At 42.0% G+C, this 18,704-nt stretch carries 20 protein-coding genes and 1 pseudogene; 11 read left to right on the plus strand and 10 right to left on the minus strand.

Going from position 1 to position 18,704, the window contains the following annotated elements; all coding sequences use genetic code 11:
* Positions 1-20 precede the first annotated feature (20 nt).
* Genes sbcD through ACTJJD_RS10660 form a run of 3 tightly spaced genes read left to right on the plus strand, consistent with a single transcriptional unit; the run spans position 21 to position 4,905 of the window.
* Positions 21-1,196, plus strand: coding sequence for an exonuclease subunit SbcD (sbcD, locus tag ACTJJD_RS10650; protein WP_440608375.1), 1,176 nt, complete (start codon positions 21-23; stop codon positions 1,194-1,196).
* Positions 1,193-4,588, plus strand: coding sequence for an exonuclease subunit SbcC (gene sbcC / locus ACTJJD_RS10655; RefSeq protein WP_440608376.1), 3,396 nt, complete (start codon positions 1,193-1,195; stop codon positions 4,586-4,588). The genes sbcD and sbcC overlap by 4 nt, the downstream gene beginning before the upstream one ends.
* A 17-nt stretch (positions 4,589-4,605) precedes the next feature.
* Positions 4,606-4,905 (plus strand): hypothetical protein, encoded by a 300-nt coding sequence (locus ACTJJD_RS10660; RefSeq protein ID WP_017360217.1) that lies wholly within the window; start codon positions 4,606-4,608, stop codon positions 4,903-4,905.
* Positions 4,906-4,952: 47 nt separating this feature from the next.
* Here the strand turns inward: ACTJJD_RS10660 and ACTJJD_RS10665 are convergent, their stop codons facing one another.
* The 8 genes from ACTJJD_RS10665 to ACTJJD_RS10700 all read right to left on the minus strand — a co-directional run bounded on the left by ACTJJD_RS10665 (position 4,953) and on the right by ACTJJD_RS10700 (position 8,422).
* A complete protein-coding gene (locus tag ACTJJD_RS10665) occupies positions 4,953-5,171 on the minus strand; it encodes a spore germination protein (RefSeq protein WP_003211468.1) in 219 nt (72 codons plus the stop codon).
* Positions 5,172-5,193: 22 nt separating this feature from the next.
* Positions 5,194-5,628 carry a spore germination protein GerPE gene (locus ACTJJD_RS10670; protein ID WP_025207112.1) on the minus strand — a complete coding sequence of 145 codons (435 nt, stop codon included), beginning with the start codon at positions 5,626-5,628 and terminating at the stop codon, positions 5,194-5,196.
* Positions 5,628-5,804, minus strand: a complete 177-nt coding sequence (locus ACTJJD_RS10675) for a germination protein GerPD (protein ID WP_003210893.1) — start codon at positions 5,802-5,804, stop codon at positions 5,628-5,630. The genes ACTJJD_RS10670 and ACTJJD_RS10675 overlap by 1 nt, the downstream gene beginning before the upstream one ends.
* Positions 5,801-6,415 (minus strand): spore germination protein GerPC, encoded by a 615-nt coding sequence (locus ACTJJD_RS10680; protein ID WP_017366979.1) that lies wholly within the window; start codon positions 6,413-6,415, stop codon positions 5,801-5,803. The genes ACTJJD_RS10675 and ACTJJD_RS10680 overlap by 4 nt, the downstream gene beginning before the upstream one ends.
* 31 nt (positions 6,416-6,446) lie before the next feature.
* Entirely contained in the window at positions 6,447-6,680 is a 234-nt protein-coding gene (locus tag ACTJJD_RS10685) for a spore germination protein GerPB (protein WP_017366980.1), read from the minus strand.
* A gap of 14 nt (positions 6,681-6,694) precedes the next feature.
* Positions 6,695-6,916 (minus strand): spore germination protein, encoded by a 222-nt coding sequence (locus ACTJJD_RS10690; RefSeq protein ID WP_003211745.1) that lies wholly within the window; start codon positions 6,914-6,916, stop codon positions 6,695-6,697.
* Positions 6,917-7,043: 127 nt separating this feature from the next.
* Complete coding sequence (locus tag ACTJJD_RS10695) at positions 7,044-7,205, minus strand: aspartyl-phosphate phosphatase Spo0E family protein (protein WP_008348605.1); 162 nt, start codon at positions 7,203-7,205, stop codon at positions 7,044-7,046.
* A gap of 122 nt (positions 7,206-7,327) precedes the next feature.
* Positions 7,328-8,422 carry a CotH kinase family protein gene (locus ACTJJD_RS10700; RefSeq protein ID WP_098680887.1) on the minus strand — a complete coding sequence of 365 codons (1,095 nt, stop codon included), beginning with the start codon at positions 8,420-8,422 and terminating at the stop codon, positions 7,328-7,330.
* 202 nt (positions 8,423-8,624) lie between these two features.
* Between ACTJJD_RS10700 and ACTJJD_RS10705 the strand changes: the two are divergent.
* The 4 genes and pseudogenes from ACTJJD_RS10705 to ACTJJD_RS10720 all read left to right on the plus strand — a co-directional run.
* A pseudogene (locus ACTJJD_RS10705) lies at positions 8,625-9,086 on the plus strand (CotG/ExsB N-terminal domain-containing protein); the annotation flags it as partial.
* Positions 8,974-9,258, plus strand: a complete 285-nt coding sequence (locus tag ACTJJD_RS10710; protein WP_407974755.1) for a hypothetical protein — start codon at positions 8,974-8,976, stop codon at positions 9,256-9,258. The pseudogene ACTJJD_RS10705 and the gene ACTJJD_RS10710, both read left to right, overlap by 113 nt.
* 18 nt (positions 9,259-9,276) lie before the next feature.
* On the plus strand, positions 9,277-10,182 hold the full coding sequence (locus tag ACTJJD_RS10715) for a fumarylacetoacetate hydrolase family protein (protein WP_007499116.1): 906 nt from the start codon (positions 9,277-9,279) through the stop codon (positions 10,180-10,182).
* Positions 10,183-10,273: 91 nt separating this feature from the next.
* The gene (locus ACTJJD_RS10720) at positions 10,274-10,642 is read left to right on the plus strand and encodes a YisL family protein (RefSeq protein ID WP_007499115.1); all 369 of its coding nucleotides are present in this window, start codon (positions 10,274-10,276) and stop codon (positions 10,640-10,642) included.
* A gap of 38 nt (positions 10,643-10,680) precedes the next feature.
* Here the strand turns inward: ACTJJD_RS10720 and ACTJJD_RS10725 are convergent, their stop codons facing one another.
* Positions 10,681-11,208 carry a DUF2777 family protein gene (locus ACTJJD_RS10725; RefSeq protein ID WP_335364267.1) on the minus strand — a complete coding sequence of 176 codons (528 nt, stop codon included), beginning with the start codon at positions 11,206-11,208 and terminating at the stop codon, positions 10,681-10,683.
* A 156-nt stretch (positions 11,209-11,364) separates the two neighbouring features.
* On the opposite strand from ACTJJD_RS10725, the gene asnB reads away from it, so the two are divergent.
* The 4 genes from asnB to ACTJJD_RS10745 all read left to right on the plus strand — a co-directional run bounded on the left by asnB (position 11,365) and on the right by ACTJJD_RS10745 (position 17,175).
* Entirely contained in the window at positions 11,365-13,206 is a 1,842-nt protein-coding gene (gene asnB, locus ACTJJD_RS10730; protein WP_058337563.1) for an asparagine synthase (glutamine-hydrolyzing), read from the plus strand.
* Between the two features lie 147 nt (positions 13,207-13,353).
* Entirely contained in the window at positions 13,354-14,871 is a 1,518-nt protein-coding gene (locus ACTJJD_RS10735; protein ID WP_160757892.1) for a phytoene desaturase family protein, read from the plus strand.
* Positions 14,868-16,343, plus strand: a complete 1,476-nt coding sequence (locus ACTJJD_RS10740; protein WP_138278374.1) for a phytoene desaturase family protein — start codon at positions 14,868-14,870, stop codon at positions 16,341-16,343. Before ACTJJD_RS10735 ends, ACTJJD_RS10740 begins: the two co-directional genes overlap by 4 nt.
* Positions 16,336-17,175: a phytoene/squalene synthase family protein gene (locus tag ACTJJD_RS10745; protein ID WP_035700220.1), complete on the plus strand. Its 840-nt coding sequence runs from the start codon at positions 16,336-16,338 to the stop codon at positions 17,173-17,175. The genes ACTJJD_RS10740 and ACTJJD_RS10745 overlap by 8 nt, the downstream gene beginning before the upstream one ends.
* A gap of 81 nt (positions 17,176-17,256) precedes the next feature.
* On the opposite strand, the gene ACTJJD_RS10750 is transcribed toward ACTJJD_RS10745, so the two are convergent.
* Positions 17,257-18,633: an MATE family efflux transporter gene (locus ACTJJD_RS10750; protein ID WP_327872436.1), complete on the minus strand. Its 1,377-nt coding sequence runs from the start codon at positions 18,631-18,633 to the stop codon at positions 17,257-17,259.
* Positions 18,634-18,704: the final 71 nt, after the last annotated feature.

An 18,704-nucleotide genomic window follows, 5' to 3' on the forward strand; every position in this document is an offset into this window, starting at 1 on the left:
ATGAATGAGAGGTGAATCACATGAGGATTCTGCATACAGCGGATTGGCATCTAGGGAAAACCCTTGAAGGCCGAAGCCGGCTTGAGGAGCAAGCTGAGTTTTTAGATGAATTAAATCAAATCGTCAAGGATGAACACATTGATGTCGTTGTGATGGCTGGAGATGCCTTTGATACAGTGAACCCTCCTGCTCGCGCAGAACAGCTTTTTTATGAAAGTCTGTCTGCATTATCTGATAAAGGAAAGCGTCAGGTGGTTGTGATCTCTGGCAACCATGATAACCCAGACCGTTTATCAGCCGCATCTCCTTTAACGAATGAGCAGGGGATTCATTTAATTGGATATCCGACAAATGATTTAATTCATGTCGATGTTCCTTCTGCAAGTGAACGTCTATCTATTGCAGCACTCGCTTACCCGTCCGAAGCAAGGCTAAACGAAGTGCTGGCTGAAACATTTGAAGAGAAACTGCTCCGTGATCAGTACAATTTAAAAATACAACAAATGTTTCAACATTTAAGCAGCCAATTTCAGGCGGATACGGTTAATATCGCAACAAGTCATATTTATGTGGCAGGTGGCAGTCAAACGGATTCGGAAAGGCCGATTGAAGTGGGAGGCGCATATACCGTTGCGGCCGAAAGTCTGCCTGAGGCGGCTTTTTATGTCGCATTGGGGCATTTGCATCGCCCCCAAACCATTAAACGTGCCAAAACGATTGCCCGCTATTCTGGCTCTCCACTTGCATACAGCTTTTCTGAAGCAGGCTACGCCAAATCAGTCACCATTGTGGATGCAAAACCGAATGAAACAGCAAGCTGGAAAGAAGTGTTTTTATCAAGCGGTAAACCACTTATGAAGTGGAAGGCGACTGAAGGGCTGAGCCAAGTGCACAGTTGGCTGGATGAAAAGCGGGATCTTCAAGCCTGGATTGATTTAGAGATTCACTTATCAGATCAGCTGTCGATCGAACAAATTCATCAGCTTAGAAAACAGCATAGTGGATTTGTCCATATTAGACCAAAGTTTAAAGAGTTACAGCAAAAAGAAGAACAAAAACAAGTGGAAAAACTCTCGATTGAAGAGCGGTTCGTGAAATTTTATGAGCGTCAGACAGGTGGAGGTCTACCTGATGAAAAAACTGTCAAGCTATTTTTAGAGCTTGCCAATGACATGCAAGAGGAGGAAGCGAATTGAAGCCGATCACGCTAACCATTAAAGGACTTCATAGCTTCAGAGAAGAGCAAACCATTGACTTTAGCTCCTTATGTGATGCAGGTGTGTTTGGTATTTTTGGACCGACTGGAAGCGGAAAATCGTCCATATTAGATGCCATGACACTAGCACTCTATGGCAAGGTCGAACGTGCACTCAATAATACGCATGGTATTTTGAACCAAGCTGAAGAAAAGCTGTCTGTCTCCTTTACGTTCGCTTTGCAAAGGGAACACCATATTTCTTATAAAGTGGAACGTGCCTTTAAACGGGCAGATGAAATGAAGGTTAGAACGACGTTATGCCGATTGATTGAAATTGGTGATACGCAGACAGTTCTTGCAGATAAAGCAAGTGAGGTCAATCGTAAAATAGAAGAATTACTTGGTTTAACCATTGACGATTTTACGAGAGCGGTTGTTTTACCCCAAGGAAAGTTTGCGGAATTCCTTTCATTGAAAGGAGCCGACAGACGCCAAATGCTGCAGCGTTTGTTTAATTTGGAGAAATATGGTGATCAGCTCGTCAAACGTTTACGCGCAAAGGCTCAAAATCACTATGGTCAGAAAAACGAACTGCTGGCTGAACTGACTGGATTAGGAGAAGCTGGTCCAGAGGCATTAGCGAAAGCTAAAGAAGCAGCTGCGCAGGCGCAAGCTATTTTTCTTGAGAAAAAACAAACGCGGGACGAAGCGTTCACTACTTTTACAAAAGCGCAAGCCATCTGGCAGTATCAAAAGGAACAAGAAGCGTACGAGAAGGAACAAAACAAACTCAATCTACTGGCACCAACGATGGAAGAGAAAAAGAATCAACTTCGCATTGCAGAGCAGGCAGAGACATTAAAGCCTTATGCGGATGCATTAACAAAGGCTGAAAAGCAGCTCTCTCAAGCATCAAAAGAGAAGCAGGAAGCAGAAAAACATTTACTTCATCAACGAACGATCTATGATCAAATGACGCAGGAGTATGAGCAAACACGGCAAAAGAAAATGGAAAATGAGCCAGAGCTTCTTCAAAAGAAAGAGCAGCTGATTCAATTAAAAGAAATTGAACGAAAAAAAGAAACAGCTCTTCAGGAAAAGACCGTACTAGAGCAGCAAAACCATGAAAAAGCGCAGCAATTGACTCAAAAAAAAGCGGAAGCCGAAAACCTGCAATCTTTATTAGAGCGTGCGCTTGCGAAACAAACACAGTTGAAGCATGAGCTGGAACAATTACAAGTCTCTGTCAAAGAGCGGAAACTTGTACAAGACGCACTTCGTTTCAGTGAAAATGTTCAAAGAATGAATGTGAGTATTCAAAAGGAAGAACAAAAGATTGAGGAGCTAAGACAGCGTTCAGCACAGGCGACACAATCATATGAAAAGCTTCAAAAACAGCAAAAAGATCATCATGAAAAAATAAATCAATCGTTTCAAGCGATAGAACAATTGTATTTTTATGTATGTGAATTTGAACGAGGTCTTACAGAATGGAGTCATAAAGAGCAGGACAAAAAACAAGAAAAATTAAAACAGCGTGATGTTGTCAGATCGGCAGAATTAAGAAAAGAATTAGCGGCAGAGCTAGTAGACGGTGAACCATGTCCTGTTTGTGGATCAATTCATCATGATCCAAAGGCTGTGATAGACAATGACCATGAAGAAACGGTTGCCCAAATTGATGAATGGATTGTAAAAATGGATAAAGAGCTCAAGCAGGCAGAGGAATATGCTAGAGACATGTTTGCTGCAAAGCAGCTGCTTGAAACGCATGCCAATCAATTAGTTAAACAGTTCTCCTTTTTATCTCAAAAAGCCCCCGATTCGGAAGTAGCTGCAGCAGTAGAAGCAGTACAGAATCCGCAGTCTTTGCACCAGCTGATTCAAGAATGGAAAGGCGTAAAACAAGATATTCAAGCAATCGAAAGCAAACGAGCTCGTTTAATGGACGTCACTTATGATCAAGCGGCAGAAATGAGCAAAGTCAAAGATCAACTGACATTTGAGCAGCAGCGCATACAAGAACTAGACATGCTGATCAAGGAGCTTCGATCTGAGCTTTCCGAACAACTGACGCAATTTGAACAGACCTTTCCTCACCTGACAATCAACCAAGTGCAGGAAATGCAGCAACAAATTGACGAAAAGGATCAACAAGCGGAAGGTTATCAAGAGCGTATTGAGAAGAGTATTTCTTTTCTAGAGGAAAAACAGCAGGCAAAAGAGCATCTGCAAACAGCCATATACGATCTAGAGAAGGAACTCGATAAGCTGGCGCATCAGCTGGGAAGCCAGCAACACCTGATCGATCAATATGAAACAGATTTACAGCGATATCCTTTAAAAGCCGCTTCTCTTTCTGATGAACTGGACGAAGTTCAACAATCTCTTGCTCATCTAAATGAAAAAGAACAGCAATCGTACGAGCAATTTAAGCATGCACAGCAATTATTTAGTGAGGCGCAAAGCCATTTCTCAAGCAGTGAACGTCAGCTCCAAGAGGCTAAGCGGCGAAAACAAGAAGCTGAGGAAGCATGGCAAAAAGAAACAGGACCTACTCCTTTTGATCAGCCGCAGGAGGTTGAACCTGCTTTAATGGATCGATCTGTACGTCTTACAGTCAAACAGGAAATTGAGGAATTTGAGGATAAAAGAAAGCAATGTGCAGCAAACTTAAAGCGAATTTCGGAACTGTTAAAAGGTGAGTCGCTGGATGAAGACGAGTGGACAGATATTCAACTAAAAAAAGAAGCGGCGGAAAAAGCGCTTGAAGAAGCGACAGCGCTGAGTGGATCTGCACAGGAGCATCTGCGAGTGATTGAAGCAAACCATCAGCGCTTTGCAAGCATTCATGAACGCCTTGAAGAACTGCAGCAAGAAATTGACCGGCTGGATAAGCTTCAAACTGTGTTTAAAGGGAATACATTTGTTGAGTTCCTAGCAGAAGAACAGCTAGAAAGTGTCAGTCGCGATGCTTCTCATCGTCTTGGGATTTTGACAAGACAAAGGTATGCCATTGAAGTCGATTCAGAGGGCGGTTTTGTGATGCGGGATGATGCCAATGGAGGTGTCAGACGTCCGGTATCTAGCTTGTCTGGGGGAGAAACTTTCCTGACGTCTTTAGCACTTGCTCTTGCTCTGTCTGCACAAATTCAGCTGAGAGGTGAGTTCCCGCTGCAATTCTTCTTCTTAGATGAAGGATTTGGTACACTCGATCAAGACTTGTTAGATACGGTGATTACGGCATTAGAGAAACTACAGTCTCAAAATTTAGCTGTTGGTGTGATCAGCCATGTGGAAGAATTAAAGATGAGACTGCCAAAGAAACTGATTGTCCACCCAGCAGATCCAAGCGGGAAAGGAACAACAGTCTCGATGGAATTAATGTAAAGTGAGGTGATCTCAGGTTGGCAAAGCAAACGATTGGATTATGTGAGCTGTGCGGAAGACAAGAGGTCGTCCTTACGGAACATCACTTAACGCCAAGAGAAGAAGGAGGGGCCTTTCTACCGACTGCCTTCCTGTGTATCCCTTGCCATAAACAGGTACATGCTCTTTATACAAACCAGGAGCTTGCCGCACGTTTGAATACGCTGGATGCACTAAGACAAGATGAAAAGCTTGTTCCGTACATCAAATGGATTCGAAAGCAGCCGGCAAGCAAGCTGGTCAAAACAAAGAAATCAAGACAACGCAGAAAGAAATAAGCATAAAAAAGCGCTCCTCTAAATGAAATGAGTGTAGAGGAGCCGCTTTATGCATTGCCTACCATATTCTGATCATTTAAGTCAGGATCCACATAGTTGGTGGCGCTAATGCCATTATTTAAAATCAAGAAATCTCCGGTATTCCCCGCTCCAGAGCCTAAAGCAGATTTTGAAGAACTTTTAGGCGAAAGATAAAATGAGTCACCGACGTTTACGACGCCCCCAGAAATCGAGTTAATGTAAATGGGTCCGACAATTGCTGGCATAATCGACATCCTTTATTCGAAGTCATATCACCATCATATGCGCAGGTAGGTCCAATTGTGAGTTTGGCGGCTGTTCGTCATTGTTGCTAAATAACTCTCGAATATGCTTCACTCGCGCAACGGCATTTATTCCGCACGTAGAGCCAATTTGATAGATAGAGGAGGAAGAGACCCCTTCTACATGAATGGACGACACTTTAATGAGAGGCTTTTCATGATAAAAGGCCGTTCTAACCGCTCGTTCTGGCAGCATCAATGGGATCGGCTCATAATACACTTCAAATTCTTTTGCATCTAGGTTTTCAGCTTCATTTCCATAAAACAAACTAATGGTTCGCTGAACAGCTAACACCTTCACGTTCGGACATAGCTCTTGTGTATCACCAATTTGAACAACACTTGAAATCCCGACAGAATTCACCTTCGAGAACTTCACTTGAGATGTGCGCTTGATCATTATCGAGGGGCTAGAGGAACAAACGGTCCAATAATTAATGATTCTGGCGGTGTATCGAAAATCGATGACAGTTGTACGTGATCCGTGTCCCCGATAATAAATAGGGAAGAGGACGATACCCCAACTACTTTAATGCTTCCGGTTTCGATGTTGCGGTTGACGACTGTGAAATTCATCCGTTTTCCTCTCCTTTCGTTTCATTTGGAATATGGGCTAAAAAGTGCTCGATTGCCCGTTTGACATCATGTTTCACATATTCAGCAATTTGCTCGGAACGTTGAAGCGGGGTCATATCTTCCCTTTGTGGTAGCTGCCCCGCATAATATTTGATTCTGCTGTCTATTTGTTTTCGAATGTCCTCAATGATATGGTGTTTGTTGCTTTCATCAAGCGAGCCTTCGTATCGCTGCTCTAGTTCTTCAAGAAGCTGTGGAGCTTCTTCATTTAAGAATGCATCGACAAGCTGGCGTGTTTGATTGAAAGATTGATCAGCCATTTCTTGCTGCATCATTCCAATTCCCGGGGTTGTTGTTTGGCCCACTTCAAAATTTTGAACACTATTTGGATCAGATGGATTGAGGCCGATATTTAATGTGCCTTCCAGCCGCTCGATTTTCAGTTGATCAAATTGATAATCAATCCGTTCAATCGTTGTTGTCGGTTTATCTTTGATCATTTGCATTTCCTGCTGAAGCTCGTTAAGCCTTTTTTCAAGCATCATGATTTGCTGTGTTTGCTTTTGAATGATGCCATACAATTGTGAAGCGTTGTTTTGATAGTCATACATATGCATACACCTCCGGGGATTGCAGATGAACTTATGTTGTTGGTGACTGAAGCGGTACAAAAGGTGCTGTGCTTGCGCCTTGAGATTCTTGAATTCCTTGTGTGCCTGCTGCGGCAGGTGCTGACTCTACGTAGCTTCCAGTGTTATACAGATTGGAGAGTGCCTTGATTGATCCAGCACTTCCGATTTGCAGAACGGATGAGTTACTCACAGACTCCACACGTAAGTAATTAATTTGTATCGCTTGATTAATATAGAAGTTCAACGGATTCTCACTCCTTACAAGTTACCAACAAGCGGTTGATCAATGACATCACTATCATACGTATTTGTCACACTTTTATAGTTGCTAATGCGTAATTGATCACCAGTGTTAAAACTGCCTGCGCCGGCAAACGTTTTAACCTGACTATTTGGAGAAATGGTGATGCAGTCTCCAACATGAACGACTCCGCTCGTTCCGACGGCATTTACTTTAAAGGCTCCAACAATAGCCGGCATAGCGGTGCACATCCTTTAGAAAAATAGGGCACTTCGTTTTTGGGCGTTTCACCATAGCTTATGATGGGTCTTTTAATATGTGATTGTCTTTTTGAAGAACTTTGATGAGAGGAATGAAGTGTATGGTTTACCCTTTATTCGAGCATTCTTTAGAGGTGGTTTTGATGCCTTTATTTAAGAGTGTGTCAAGCTCTTGACTGCACCTGATGGTTTCTTCGGCATTCATTCCGAATTTTTTTGCGGTCTCAATCAAATGTAATCTTTTTTGTTCAATTTCATAATTGATCATAACGGACGCCAACTCTCACATTTTTTATCAAATAGAAGGATATGGTTAGTATACCCTATTTTTCTATAAAAAAAGCTCTTTCGTCAATATGAGAACTAAAGTGACAAAATTCGAAAGTGTCTTTACAGGCGCGATGTCTCTTTTTTAATCTCAGTTTGTAAATAACGTCGTCTTTTGTTGATATACTGTCGGATTAATTCTCGCTCTGAACGCAGCATGTCTTGTCGGTTTTTCGTATATGGATCATCTCCAATTCGCTGATCAATCGAAGCATGCCATGTCTCAATGATGGGGAGAAGCCGGTTTTCTAAAAAATGTGTATCTAGTACGTGCTGGAAAAGGGCATAATAGTCTCTTTTAAATGCAGGGATGTCTAGTAATCTAGCGGTTAATGTATTGAAACCGCTGACTGGAATATAATCAAACGCCATTTCTTCTCCATGAATATCACGACCCCAAGTCGCATCATAATCCCAAGGCATTACTTGAAACCTTCCTTGATCATTCACATAAAGCGCATAGTTATGAACAAAGCCATCAAAATTTTGGGTACACACGACACCAATGAGCCAGCGGAAATATTGTGTTACATCAAGATACTGCTCAATCTTATTTGCAAACGTGTCGTCCCTTGCGGTGTTCAAAAAGTAAATAAATTCACTCAGCTGCTTGTCGTGTTCAGGAGTTCCCGTTTTTTTCTCATAACCGAGAAGAAGATGTTTTTTTGGCTTTTTATCAAATGAACTTAAAAGAGAGAAATTGGCGTCATCATCTACAGCATAATAAATGCCGCCTCCATGCAGCTGTCGTTTTTGGAGGAACAGCTCATCTACAGATTCTATTTTTAAATAAATGCCTTCTTTTCTTCCATTAATGGTCAGAAACACATGAGAAGCGGACGGGCTGAACACACCCATTTGTTCAAAGAAATAAAAAGACAACCTGTTGCGAATGAAAGAAGGATCATTGTACTCTGCATTTAAGTGAAAAAGGGATTCGCCTTGTCTTTGCTTTGGTTTTCGATATTCAATTTGATAGGATTTTTTCTTGAGCTTTCGGATGTGTGATCCTCGGTATGAGGCATAAATATGTGACTTCGTTTGGCCGGTTTTCAGAATGGCCTCGACGGGTTCATCGTTCCATACGTCCTTTTTTAATTCCATGAGATCTTTTGGATGAATCCAGATATCCAGTTGTTTTAAAGGTTCTGTGTCCATGCATTCATCACCCTCCTATTCTCCTCCACTATATGAAATTGAAGGAATGTCCTGTACCTTCTGGTAGGTATTCATGGAGTTTTCTAAGAAAGAGGCATTCGCCAAGAACACTTGTCTATCGAGTCTCGTAACATAAAGCAGAGAAGATAAACAGCTTTGTCTGTTTGTTTTGTCAGAGCACAGTTTGGGAGGGGAATTGTTCGTGAGCACATTTGATCATTCGCATATTGAACATGCAGTTGATTCACTTCGAAGTGAGGGGCGTGATCAACACTTAGATCGTGAACCAGAATCGGGACATTCGCACAAATCATCTCGTTCTCGTCATTCAAATCGCCGTCACTGGTTCTTTGGTGGAGGAGGCTGCCGTAAGTCACATCGCAGCAAAAAAAGCCATAAAAGCTATCGCTCTAAAAAAAGTCGCTGCTCAAAGAAAAGTGTAAAGAGCGAGAAACCATGCAAAAGTAAAAAGTCGTATAAAAGCAAAAAGTCTTGCCGCAGCAAAAAGAGTGAACCAAAAAAATCATGCCGCAGCAAACACAGATCACATCATAAGAAAAGCTGCCGCAAATCACACCGCAGCCATCGATCTAAACGTTCTCATCACCATAAACGGAGTCACTCTTGCCGAAGATGCGGAAAGAAAAAACATCATTCCCGCCATCAAGGAAATGTTGATCGTAAATGGGATCAAGGGAATATGTGGGAGTATCGACGCTACCGCTAAATGTCAGGTCTTCATTTTTGAAACCCTTTTTAAAAGAGAGTATGATAAAAAAGGGTTTTTTTTATTTCGTAGAGAAATAAAAATGAGACATCATAATGTAGTGAAATGAAGATTGTGAGGGGAAGACATGAAGTTTTTTACAGGTGAGATACATAACAGATTGTTTATCGGGGTCGTCATTGATGATGAATGGGTGATGGACGTCAAAAAGGCAGAAGCAAAACTATTTGAGCTGGAGACATTGCCAAACTCTTTATCTGAATGCATCAACATGGGGGACAAGTTTGTCGAACACGTCAAACAGCTTCTTGATTGGGCGGAGAAAAAAGAAGAAGACCGCGGCTCTTATGTCTATCCGCTTTCGGACGTGACACTCCATGCACCGATTCCAAAACCAACGAAAAACATCATGTGTGTTGGGAAAAACTATCAAGATCACGTCATGGAAATGGGAAGTGCGGCAGATATTCCTAAAGACGTGATGATCTTTACAAAGGCGCCTACCTCTGTTGTAGGGCATGAAGCGGACATTCTTCTCCATGAAGATGTGACAAGTGAATTGGATTACGAAGGGGAGCTTGCCATTGTCATTGGCAAAACAGGAAAGAATATTGCTCCTGAAGAGGTCCACGATTACATTTTCGGTTACACCATTTTAAATGATATAACGGCAAGAGATTTGCAGAAAAAACACAAACAATTTTTCATCGGAAAAAGCTTAGATACAACTTGTCCAATGGGACCTTATATCGTTCACAAGTCAGTGATCGAGGATCATGGAGCACTCCATGTGGAAACAAAGGTAAACGGAGAGGTTCGTCAGTCTGCCAGTACGGAATTAATGATCTTCCCAATTGAAGACATTGTGTCAACTCTTTCAAAAGGGATGACGCTGGAAGCGGGAGACATCATTGCAACAGGTACACCTTCTGGAGTCGGCAAAGGTTTTGAACCGCCAAAATTTTTAGCCTCAGGCGATCAGGTTGAAGTAACAATTGAACCAATTGGGACGTTATCAAATCGCGTCAAATAAAGGCGTGTTGACACAGGATTGTCGCTTTGTGTTCGACTTATTTCGTGGTACGATGAGAAGGTAATTGTTCTGATAAAGGGGGAAATCACAAATGGGAACACATTTACATATTACAGCGTGGGTGCTAGGTATTATTTTATTTTTCGTTGCCTTTGCATTAGCAGGTAAAAACGATAAAGGCGCTAAAATTGTGCATATGATCGTACGCCTATTTTACTTGATTATTATTGCAACGGGTGTAGAGCTGTATGTTCGTACAGGAATGAAAATCCCGGGTTACGGGGGCGAGTATGTTGGAAAAATGATACTTGGTATTCTTGTGATTGGTTTCATGGAAATGGTCCTTGTACGCAAGAAAAAAGGAAAATCGGTGACGGGTGTATTCATTGGTTTTATCGTGGTTGCCATTGTGACCATTCTTCTCGGCTTACGTCTGCCGATCGGTTTCCATATCTTTTAAGATAAAAAGGGCATTGCTTATCAAAAGCAGTGCCCTTTTTATGTGAGATCAAACTGAGACATCATCCGGTGACCGTCAGACGTCGTCCATTCCAATTGAACTTGATTTGTACCCGAATGATGGTGGCATTGAAGGGCAAGTGATTGCATGTCTCCTGAAAACTGAAAAAAAGACACGCGATGAGAAGGATGGAAGGAAGAGAAGATACAATCATAGACGGAAAAGCCAAGCTGTTCTACATAGTCAATGATCTGATAAAAGACGCTTTCCGGTACGAACATGAGCAAATCAAGCCACCCTTTAGAAAGAGACGCTGTATATTGAATGCGTTCACCGCCTTTTACCTCCATCAACTTCCCATTCTCACAAAGAACGACAGACCCGAGCAATTCTCCTTTTGTCCATCGATCCTTTTCTTTCAAACAGATCATAGAACTTTGAAGGCTTTCAGGCAGCATGATGTCTCCTTCTTCGTCTTCAATCAGACAATGACCGTTTTCCATCAGTAAGTACCCGTTACACCATTTTGGGTGGTTTTGCTGAAGATATGTCATTCGGTTCTCCATTCGCAAAACCTCCTTTCCTCTTTCTTTTCTTACCAAATGAAGCTTGTCCTATACACAGGGGGAAAAAAGGACAAATCAACTATCAAGGAGCCGATGCATAAACTAAGAAAGGCTAAATGAGAACACTTGATGAAAAACGGATGGGAGCTGATGATGATGTGTGGAATAACAGGCTGGGCAGACTTTAAAAAGCAGCTCATCCAACAGGATCATGTAATCAATCAAATGACAGATACATTATCTAAACGAGGGCCGGATGATACAAATACGTGGAAAAGTGAGCACGTTCTTTTCGGCCATAAACGGTTAGCCGTTGTCGATGTTGAAGGCGGAAAGCAGCCGATGACATATACCCATCAACACCATGATTATACGGTGGTATACAATGGAGAACTCTATAACACGGAGGATATACGAAAAGAATTATTCAAAAGGGGGCACCGCTTTCTTGGGCATTCTGATACAGAGGTTCTTCTTCACGCCTATACAGAATGGAAGGAAGAGTGTGTGACCCATTTTAATGGAATTTTTGCATTTGTCATTTGGGATAGTGAGCGTGAATTATTATTTGCAGCGAGAGACCGGCTCGGTGTCAAGCCATTTTTCTATACAGAACGTCATCATTCCTTTTTGTTTGGCTCAGAAATCAAAGCACTTCTGGCTCATCCTGAAATGAAAGCCAAAGTGGATCATGAAGGGTTATCAGAAATCTTTGGTTTAGGGCCGTCTAGAACACCAGGGCAAGGCGTATTTAAAGGGGTGAAAGAGCTGAGACCTGCTCATGCCCTAACCTTTTCAAAAGATGGTTTGCGTGTGTGGAGGTACTGGAATGTCAAAAGCAAGCAGCATACAGATTCGCTGGATGACACCGCTCAGCACGTGAAGGAACTCTTTACGGATGCTGTTACAAGACAACTTGTCTCTGATGTGCCTGTATGTACGTTTTTATCGGGCGGTGTGGATTCTAGTGCCATTACGGCCATTGCCGCCAAGCACTTTGAGAAAATAGGGAAAGCCCCGCTGCATACGTATTCCATTGATTACGACGGAAATGATCAATTCTTTGAAGCAAGTCAATTTCAGCCGAATGCTGACGGCCCGTGGATTGATCGAATGACCAAAGCGTTTCAAACGAATCATCACAGCTGTATCATTGGGCAAAAAGAGCTGGCTTCTTATTTGAAAGAAGCGGTTGAAGTGCGAGATTTGCCGGGGATGGCAGATATTGATTCTTCCTTACTATGGTTCTGCCGAGAAATTAAAAAGGATTTTGTTGTTGGTTTATCAGGTGAATGTGCAGATGAAATTTTTGGAGGTTACCCATGGTTTCACATGGCAAGCGAAACCAATGGATTTCCGTGGATGAGATCAACGGAAGCACGCATTCAGCTTCTTCAAGACTCATGGCAAAAGAAATTATCACTGAAGGAATATGCGCAAAGCAAATATGAAGAAACCGTGGCAGAAACCCCTCTTTTAGATGGGGAAACTGGAGTAGATAAAGCCCGAAGAGAACTTTTTTACTTAAATATGATTTGGTTTATGACAACACTGCTGGATCGAAAAGATCGTATGAGCATGGGGGCGAGCCTTGAGGTACGTGTTCCATTCGCAGATCATCGTCTTGTTGAGTATGTATGGAATATTCCTTGGGAAATGAAAATGTATGGAAATCGGGAAAAAGGGGTTTTGAGAAAAGCATTAGAGGGAATTTTACCGAATGAAGTGCTTTATCGCAAGAAGAGCCCTTATCCGAAAACACATCATCCTGCTTATACTCAGGCGGTAAAAGAGATGTTAACAGATTGTCTCGCGCAAAAGGATTCTGTGCTTCATGAATTTTTAGATCCACATCAATTAAAACAGCTGATTGAAACGGAAGGGGCTTCTTTCCAGGTTCCTTGGTATGGTCAGTTAATGAAAGGCCCACAGCTCATTGCCCATTTGGCACAGATTCATCATTGGTTTGAAACATATCGAATTGATATAGAAGCATAACAAAGGGTCGGCTTTCTTGCACTTGTTGAAAGGAAGTCGGCTTTTTTGATACATAACATGAGACTTTTAGAGCACATCAAAAGTTGATCTAACCGCTTCAATTTGTATAATTAACTTAAAGTGAATTAATTTGGAGGAAAAAGGATAATGAAAATCATTGTGATCGGAGCAGGACCAGGGGGACTTGCAGCAGCTATGATGTTGCAAAGCAAAGGACATGATGTTCATATATATGAAAAACAGTCCTTTGTTGGCGGACGTAACTCTAAGTTTCAACTTGGTGATTTCACGTTTGATACAGGTCCTACTTTTCTCAGTATGATTCATATTGCAGAGGAACTGTTCACCTTTGCCGGTAAAAATCTCTATGATTATATAGATGTGATTGAATTAAAAGAAATGTATAGATTAATCTTTCAAGATGAGAAGCTTGATATGATTCGAGATCGAGACGAAATGTACAAACGTCTAGAAGCCTTTGCACCTGGGGAGGGCGAGGGGTATGTACGTTTTATGAATGATACAAAACGAAAAATGGACCGCCTAACACCAATTCTACAAAGTAAAATGGATCGTTTCCATCATTATTTGCGTCCAAAAGTCATCAAAGCACTTCCTCAGCTCTCATTAAATAAAAGCTTATATGATGTGCTGTCGGATTATTTCTCAAATGAATCAGTGAAATATGCCTTTACATTCCAATCAAAATATTTAGGGATGTCACCTTGGGAATGCCCAGGAGCGTTCTCAATTCTTTCCTTTATGGAGCATGACACAGGCGTTTATCACCCGAAAGGCGGAGTGAATCAGCTGTCAGAAGCGATGGCAAAGGCAGCTGTTGAATCTGGGGCTACCCTTCATCTATCAACTGGAGTTGACAAGTTGCTGACGGAAGGCAGGAAAGTGAAGGGCATTCGCTTAGAAACTGGTGAAGAAATACAGGCAGATGAGGTGGTCGTAAATGGTGATTTTGCACACGTGATGACAAAGCTTGTAGAGCCGGGTCTTTTAAAGAAATATAGCGAGAAGAAACTGAAAAAGAAAAAATTCTCATGCTCCACCTTTATGCTGTACCTAGGTTTAGATACGATATATGATGAGCCGCATCATACCATCGTTTTTTCCGATGACTATGCGAAGTTCGTCAAAGAGATTACGAAAACCTTTGAGCTGCCGGATGATCCGTCCATTTATATTCAAAATGCAAGTGTGACAGATGATTCGCTTGCGCCAAAAGGCAAGTCCGCTCTTTATGTGTTAGCACCCGTTGCCAATAATCAAAGCGGTATTGACTGGGAAGCGCATCAAGAAGAATTTAGAGAGCTTGTGCTGGATACGCTGGAGCGGAAAACAGGCTTTAAGAATATCAGGCAGCATATTGAAGTCGAGCGGATGATCACGCCTAAGCACTGGGAAGAAGAGCTGTACGTGTATGAAGGAGCTACATTTAATCTTGGTCACCAGTTGACGCAGATGATGGTACTCAGGCCGCATAACGAATTTGATGAGTTGAAACACTGCTGGCTCGTTGGTGGAGGAACCCACCCGGGCAGCGGATTGCCAACCATTTTAGAATCAGCGCGAATTACGACAAATGCGATTCTGTCAAAAGAGAAACATACGCACAAAAGAGTGCCACATCAAGAAAAGGGGAGCGCCTCATGAAAAAACATATATTGATTGCTGGCGGCGGTATTGGCGGAATGATCTCAGCCCTCTATTTAAAAAAAGCTGGACATGATGTCACCCTTGTTGAAAAAAATGAACGGCTCGGCGGGAGACTTGCTTTTGTACGTGAGAAAGGATATAAAGTAGATGAAGGTCCGACCATTGTCCTACTTCCTGATATGTTAAAAGGCATTTTACATGACGTAGGCATTGATGAAACATCTCTTGATCTCTTGCAGCTCGATCCGCTGTATACGATCCACTATCAAGATGGAACCTCCTATACGAAATACTCTGATACACTGCGACAACTAGAAGAAATCAAACGTGTATTTCCAAAGGAAGAACAGGGATATTTAACATTTATGCAAGAAATGACGGATCGGTTTCAAGAAGGGCAGGAAGCTTTTCTAGAAAAATCATTTCATGAAAAACGAACCTTTTTTACAAAAGCGAACATGAAGATTTTAATGAAATTAAAAGCATATCGAACCGTTCAAAGTTCTCTCAAAAAATATTTTTCAGATGAGCGCCTCCGAGATGCATATGCACTTCAAACCCTCTATGTCGGAGGAAATCCGTATGAAGCATCTGCCATTTATTCGCTTGTTTCATATAGTGAGCACGCACACGGAATTTACTATTTAAAAGGCGGATATGCGAGTTTAGTAGATATATTGGAGAGACAGCTCTTAAAGACGGGTGTACACATAAGAAAAAGTGAAGAAGTCGCACAATTTGAGTTTGAGGGGAAACGTGTGGTCAAGGCAAAAATAAATGATGAGCACATAGCAGCTGATGCATTTGTGATGAACGGAGATTATCCAGCGGCGTTAAAACAGCTTGGTTTAGGTGAACAAGACCGGCGTAAATACGTTCCATCCTCCGGCTGCGTGATGGTGTATCTAGGGTTAAACAAAGTATACGATGAAGCACCTGTTCATCAATTTTTCATGGGAGAACACTTTGATCAGCATATGAGAGAGGTGTTCCAAACGAAAACGATACCTCAAGATCCATCATTTTATACTTTTAATCCATCTATCATCGATCCATCCCTTGCCCCAGAAGGCAGCAGTGTCCTATATATGCTCATTCCTGTTCCATCAGGAGATCACATCAATTGGGAACAAGAGACAGACTTTGTGGATAAAATGGTGGAACGTCTTGAGAAAAGAGGCTTTCCACAGCTGCGAGAGGCGGTTGTCTGGCAAAAGGTGAGAACACCGAATGATTCAATGCGAGAAGGATTGTTTGAAGGCGGCAGCTTTGGACTCGCTCCTAATTTGTTTCAATCAGGTGTGTTTCGCCCGCAAGTAAAGGTTGCAGATGTAGACAATCTATATGCGGTAGGTGCTTCCATCCATCCCGGCGGCGGGGTACCGATCGTGATGCAAAGTGCAAAGCTCATGGCTTCTGTACTGCTTAAAGAGCTGAACAACAGAAAGGAAGTGAAGCTAAGTGGTTGATGTGCAAACAGCATTGAAAATATGTGAAGAGACCATTCAAACCCATTCAAAAACGTTTTATCGTGCCTTTTCCATGCTACCTAAAAAGAAAAGACAGGCTGTTTGGGCCGTATATTCTTTTTGTAGGAGAGCGGATGACATTGTAGATGAGTCTCCTTCACCAAAGGAAGAACTGGCGTCTTTTCAGGAGGCATTTAATCGTTTCTTGCAAGGAGAAGTAGATCGTGATGATCCAATGTGGGTGGCGCTGGAGTATACATTTCAACAGTTTCGTATGGATGAATCCCCATTCCGTGACCTGCTGCGAGGACAGGAGATGGATTTAGAGCAGCATCGATATGAAACGTTAGATGAACTGCTCATCTATTCCTATCATGTCGCAAGTACAGTTGGATTAATGCTGCTTCCGATCATTGCACCGCGTAAAAAAGAACAGCTAAAAGAAGCTGCGATCTCCCTTGGGATTGGCATGCAGTTGACTAATATTCTTCGAGATATTGGTGAGGATAAGGCGGAAAGGAACCGCATTTATTTGCCAAAACAAGTCATGGATCAATTTGGGTATACAGAGCAAGAATTACAAGAAGGGATCGTCAATCAAGCCTTCCAGCACGTATGGGAATATATTGCTTTTGAGGCAGAGGCGTACTATGAGGAATTTTTTGACCATCTCCATGAATTCCCACTTTATTCAAGGATTCCAGTGAAAGCAGCTGCTCACTTTTATAAGGCTATTTTAGATAAAACTCGAGAAAACGAATACCGCGTCTTTACGAAGCGGTCATATATTTCAACACAAGAAAAAGCACTTATTTTAGAAGATATTACGTAATGAAAAGAAGACAAAGGGGTAAAATAAAGTTCGTTTTAGCCCTTTGTCAACAATCTGAAAGGACTGCACCCGCAGTCCTTTTTATGTGGAAGTAAAACGGTACTCCGTCCATATCCTTGAACGCCACCGCCTATACATGAAGATACCTCTTACCCATTCATCCACGATAAAAGAAATCCAAACCCCGATAAGGCCCATTTCAAGTTGAATGCCTAATAAATAAGCGATCGGAAGGCCGATGCCCCACATTGAAATCATCGCCATATAGACTGGAAACTTCGCGTCACCAGCTGCCCGCAAGGAGTTGATGATGACCATATTAAAAGAGCGTCCAGGCTCTAAAATAATTGTCAATATGAGGAGGAGACTCGCTATTTGAATGATCTCACTGTTGCTAGTGAAAAAAGTAAGTAAATGCGTCGATGATAAAGATAAAGCAGTAGAAGAAAGAAGTGAGATGGCAATGGCCCAGTATAAGCTTTTCATGCATCTTCGATAGGCCGCATCAAATTCTTTCGCCCCGATCAGGCGCCCAATTAAGATTTGCGTTCCTTGGCTAATGGCGGCACCAAATAACATAATGAACATCATCAAATTCTGGGTATAGACTTTTGCTGCCAGTGCTTGCGTGCCCATAAATGTGATAAACAGCGTAATAATCATTTGAGAGCCATTATAAGAAAGTTGTTCTCCAGCAGAAGGAATGCCGATTTTTAGCAGTTTTTTTAAATGCGTTCGCTGGATGTAAAACATTCGCTTGAATGAAAACCGCAATCCAATGCGGTGTCGAACAATGAGAATCATGGCTGTAAGACCGATCAACCGTGCAAATGATGTGGAAAGAGCAACACCCATGACACCTAATACAGGGAAGCCAAATGGTCCGAAGATGACCAAATAATTACCAGCAATATTTAACAAGTTCATACCGATGGTGACATACATCGTATCTCTCGTGAATCCATAGCTTTTTAAAATAGCACTATAGGTCATAATGAGCGCCTGAATAAAAGAAAGCAGGCCGACAATCTGTAAAAAGACGGTTGCATCTGGCATGAGCTCGCTTGATAAGCCCATCATATGCAGGATGGGCACAGCTAACACAAACATAAGAAGACTGATCACAAAGCTAATGAGGAAGTTGGTGCCTAGTGATACATAGGCAACTTGGGTCGCATCCTGCTTGCGGCCCGCTCCTAAAAGCTGCGCAATGACAATCGTCGTCCCAGTCGTAATGAAGCTGAACATCACAATCAATAGATTTAGTAGCTGATTGCTTACTCCTACTGCAGCAACACTATTGTCAGAATACTGGCTGAGCATCAGTGTATCTGCGCTCCCCATCAGCATATATAAAGAGATTTCGATAAAAATAGGCCAAGTTAATGCAAATAATGAAGGGTGGGATTTTTCACTTTTGGCTTGAACCTTTTGTATTGTCAGTGCTTGTGGTTTCATCACATCACCTTCTTTCGTATAAATCCGATTTATAGTGTACCTTGCATCGACTATAATAAGAAGAGATGAAA

Origin of the sequence: Bacillus sp. 22446 (genome assembly GCF_052044955.1) — a bacterium.
Classification (GTDB): Bacteria; Bacillota; Bacilli; order Bacillales; family Bacillaceae; genus Bacillus; species Bacillus altitudinis.

What these genes read in the sequence shown, in the direction of transcription:
- ACTJJD_RS10680 (WP_017366979.1), bottom strand. Translation starts at nt 6,415, where the DNA reads ATGTATGACTATCAAAACAACGCTTCACAATTGTATGGCATCATTCAA.
- asnB (WP_058337563.1), top strand. Translation starts at nt 11,365, where the DNA reads ATGTGTGGAATAACAGGCTGGGCAGACTTTAAAAAGCAGCTCATCCAA.
- ACTJJD_RS10735 (WP_160757892.1), top strand. Translation starts at nt 13,354, where the DNA reads ATGAAAATCATTGTGATCGGAGCAGGACCAGGGGGACTTGCAGCAGCT.
- ACTJJD_RS10665 (WP_003211468.1), bottom strand. Translation starts at nt 5,171, where the DNA reads ATGCCAGCAATTGTCGGACCCATTTACATTAACTCGATTTCTGGGGGC.
- ACTJJD_RS10700 (WP_098680887.1), bottom strand. Translation starts at nt 8,422, where the DNA reads ATGGACACAGAACCTTTAAAACAACTGGATATCTGGATTCATCCAAAA.
- ACTJJD_RS10750 (WP_327872436.1), bottom strand. Translation starts at nt 18,633, where the DNA reads ATGAAACCACAAGCACTGACAATACAAAAGGTTCAAGCCAAAAGTGAA.
- sbcD (WP_440608375.1), top strand. Translation starts at nt 21, where the DNA reads ATGAGGATTCTGCATACAGCGGATTGGCATCTAGGGAAAACCCTTGAA.
- ACTJJD_RS10675 (WP_003210893.1), bottom strand. Translation starts at nt 5,804, where the DNA reads ATGAATTTCACAGTCGTCAACCGCAACATCGAAACCGGAAGCATTAAA.
- ACTJJD_RS10690 (WP_003211745.1), bottom strand. Translation starts at nt 6,916, where the DNA reads ATGCCGGCTATTGTTGGAGCCTTTAAAGTAAATGCCGTCGGAACGAGC.
- ACTJJD_RS10695 (WP_008348605.1), bottom strand. Translation starts at nt 7,205, where the DNA reads ATGATCAATTATGAAATTGAACAAAAAAGATTACATTTGATTGAGACC.
- ACTJJD_RS10720 (WP_007499115.1), top strand. Translation starts at nt 10,274, where the DNA reads ATGGGAACACATTTACATATTACAGCGTGGGTGCTAGGTATTATTTTA.
- ACTJJD_RS10740 (WP_138278374.1), top strand. Translation starts at nt 14,868, where the DNA reads ATGAAAAAACATATATTGATTGCTGGCGGCGGTATTGGCGGAATGATC.
- ACTJJD_RS10670 (WP_025207112.1), bottom strand. Translation starts at nt 5,628, where the DNA reads ATGATCAAGCGCACATCTCAAGTGAAGTTCTCGAAGGTGAATTCTGTC.
- ACTJJD_RS10715 (WP_007499116.1), top strand. Translation starts at nt 9,277, where the DNA reads ATGAAGTTTTTTACAGGTGAGATACATAACAGATTGTTTATCGGGGTC.
- ACTJJD_RS10725 (WP_335364267.1), bottom strand. Translation starts at nt 11,208, where the DNA reads ATGGAGAACCGAATGACATATCTTCAGCAAAACCACCCAAAATGGTGT.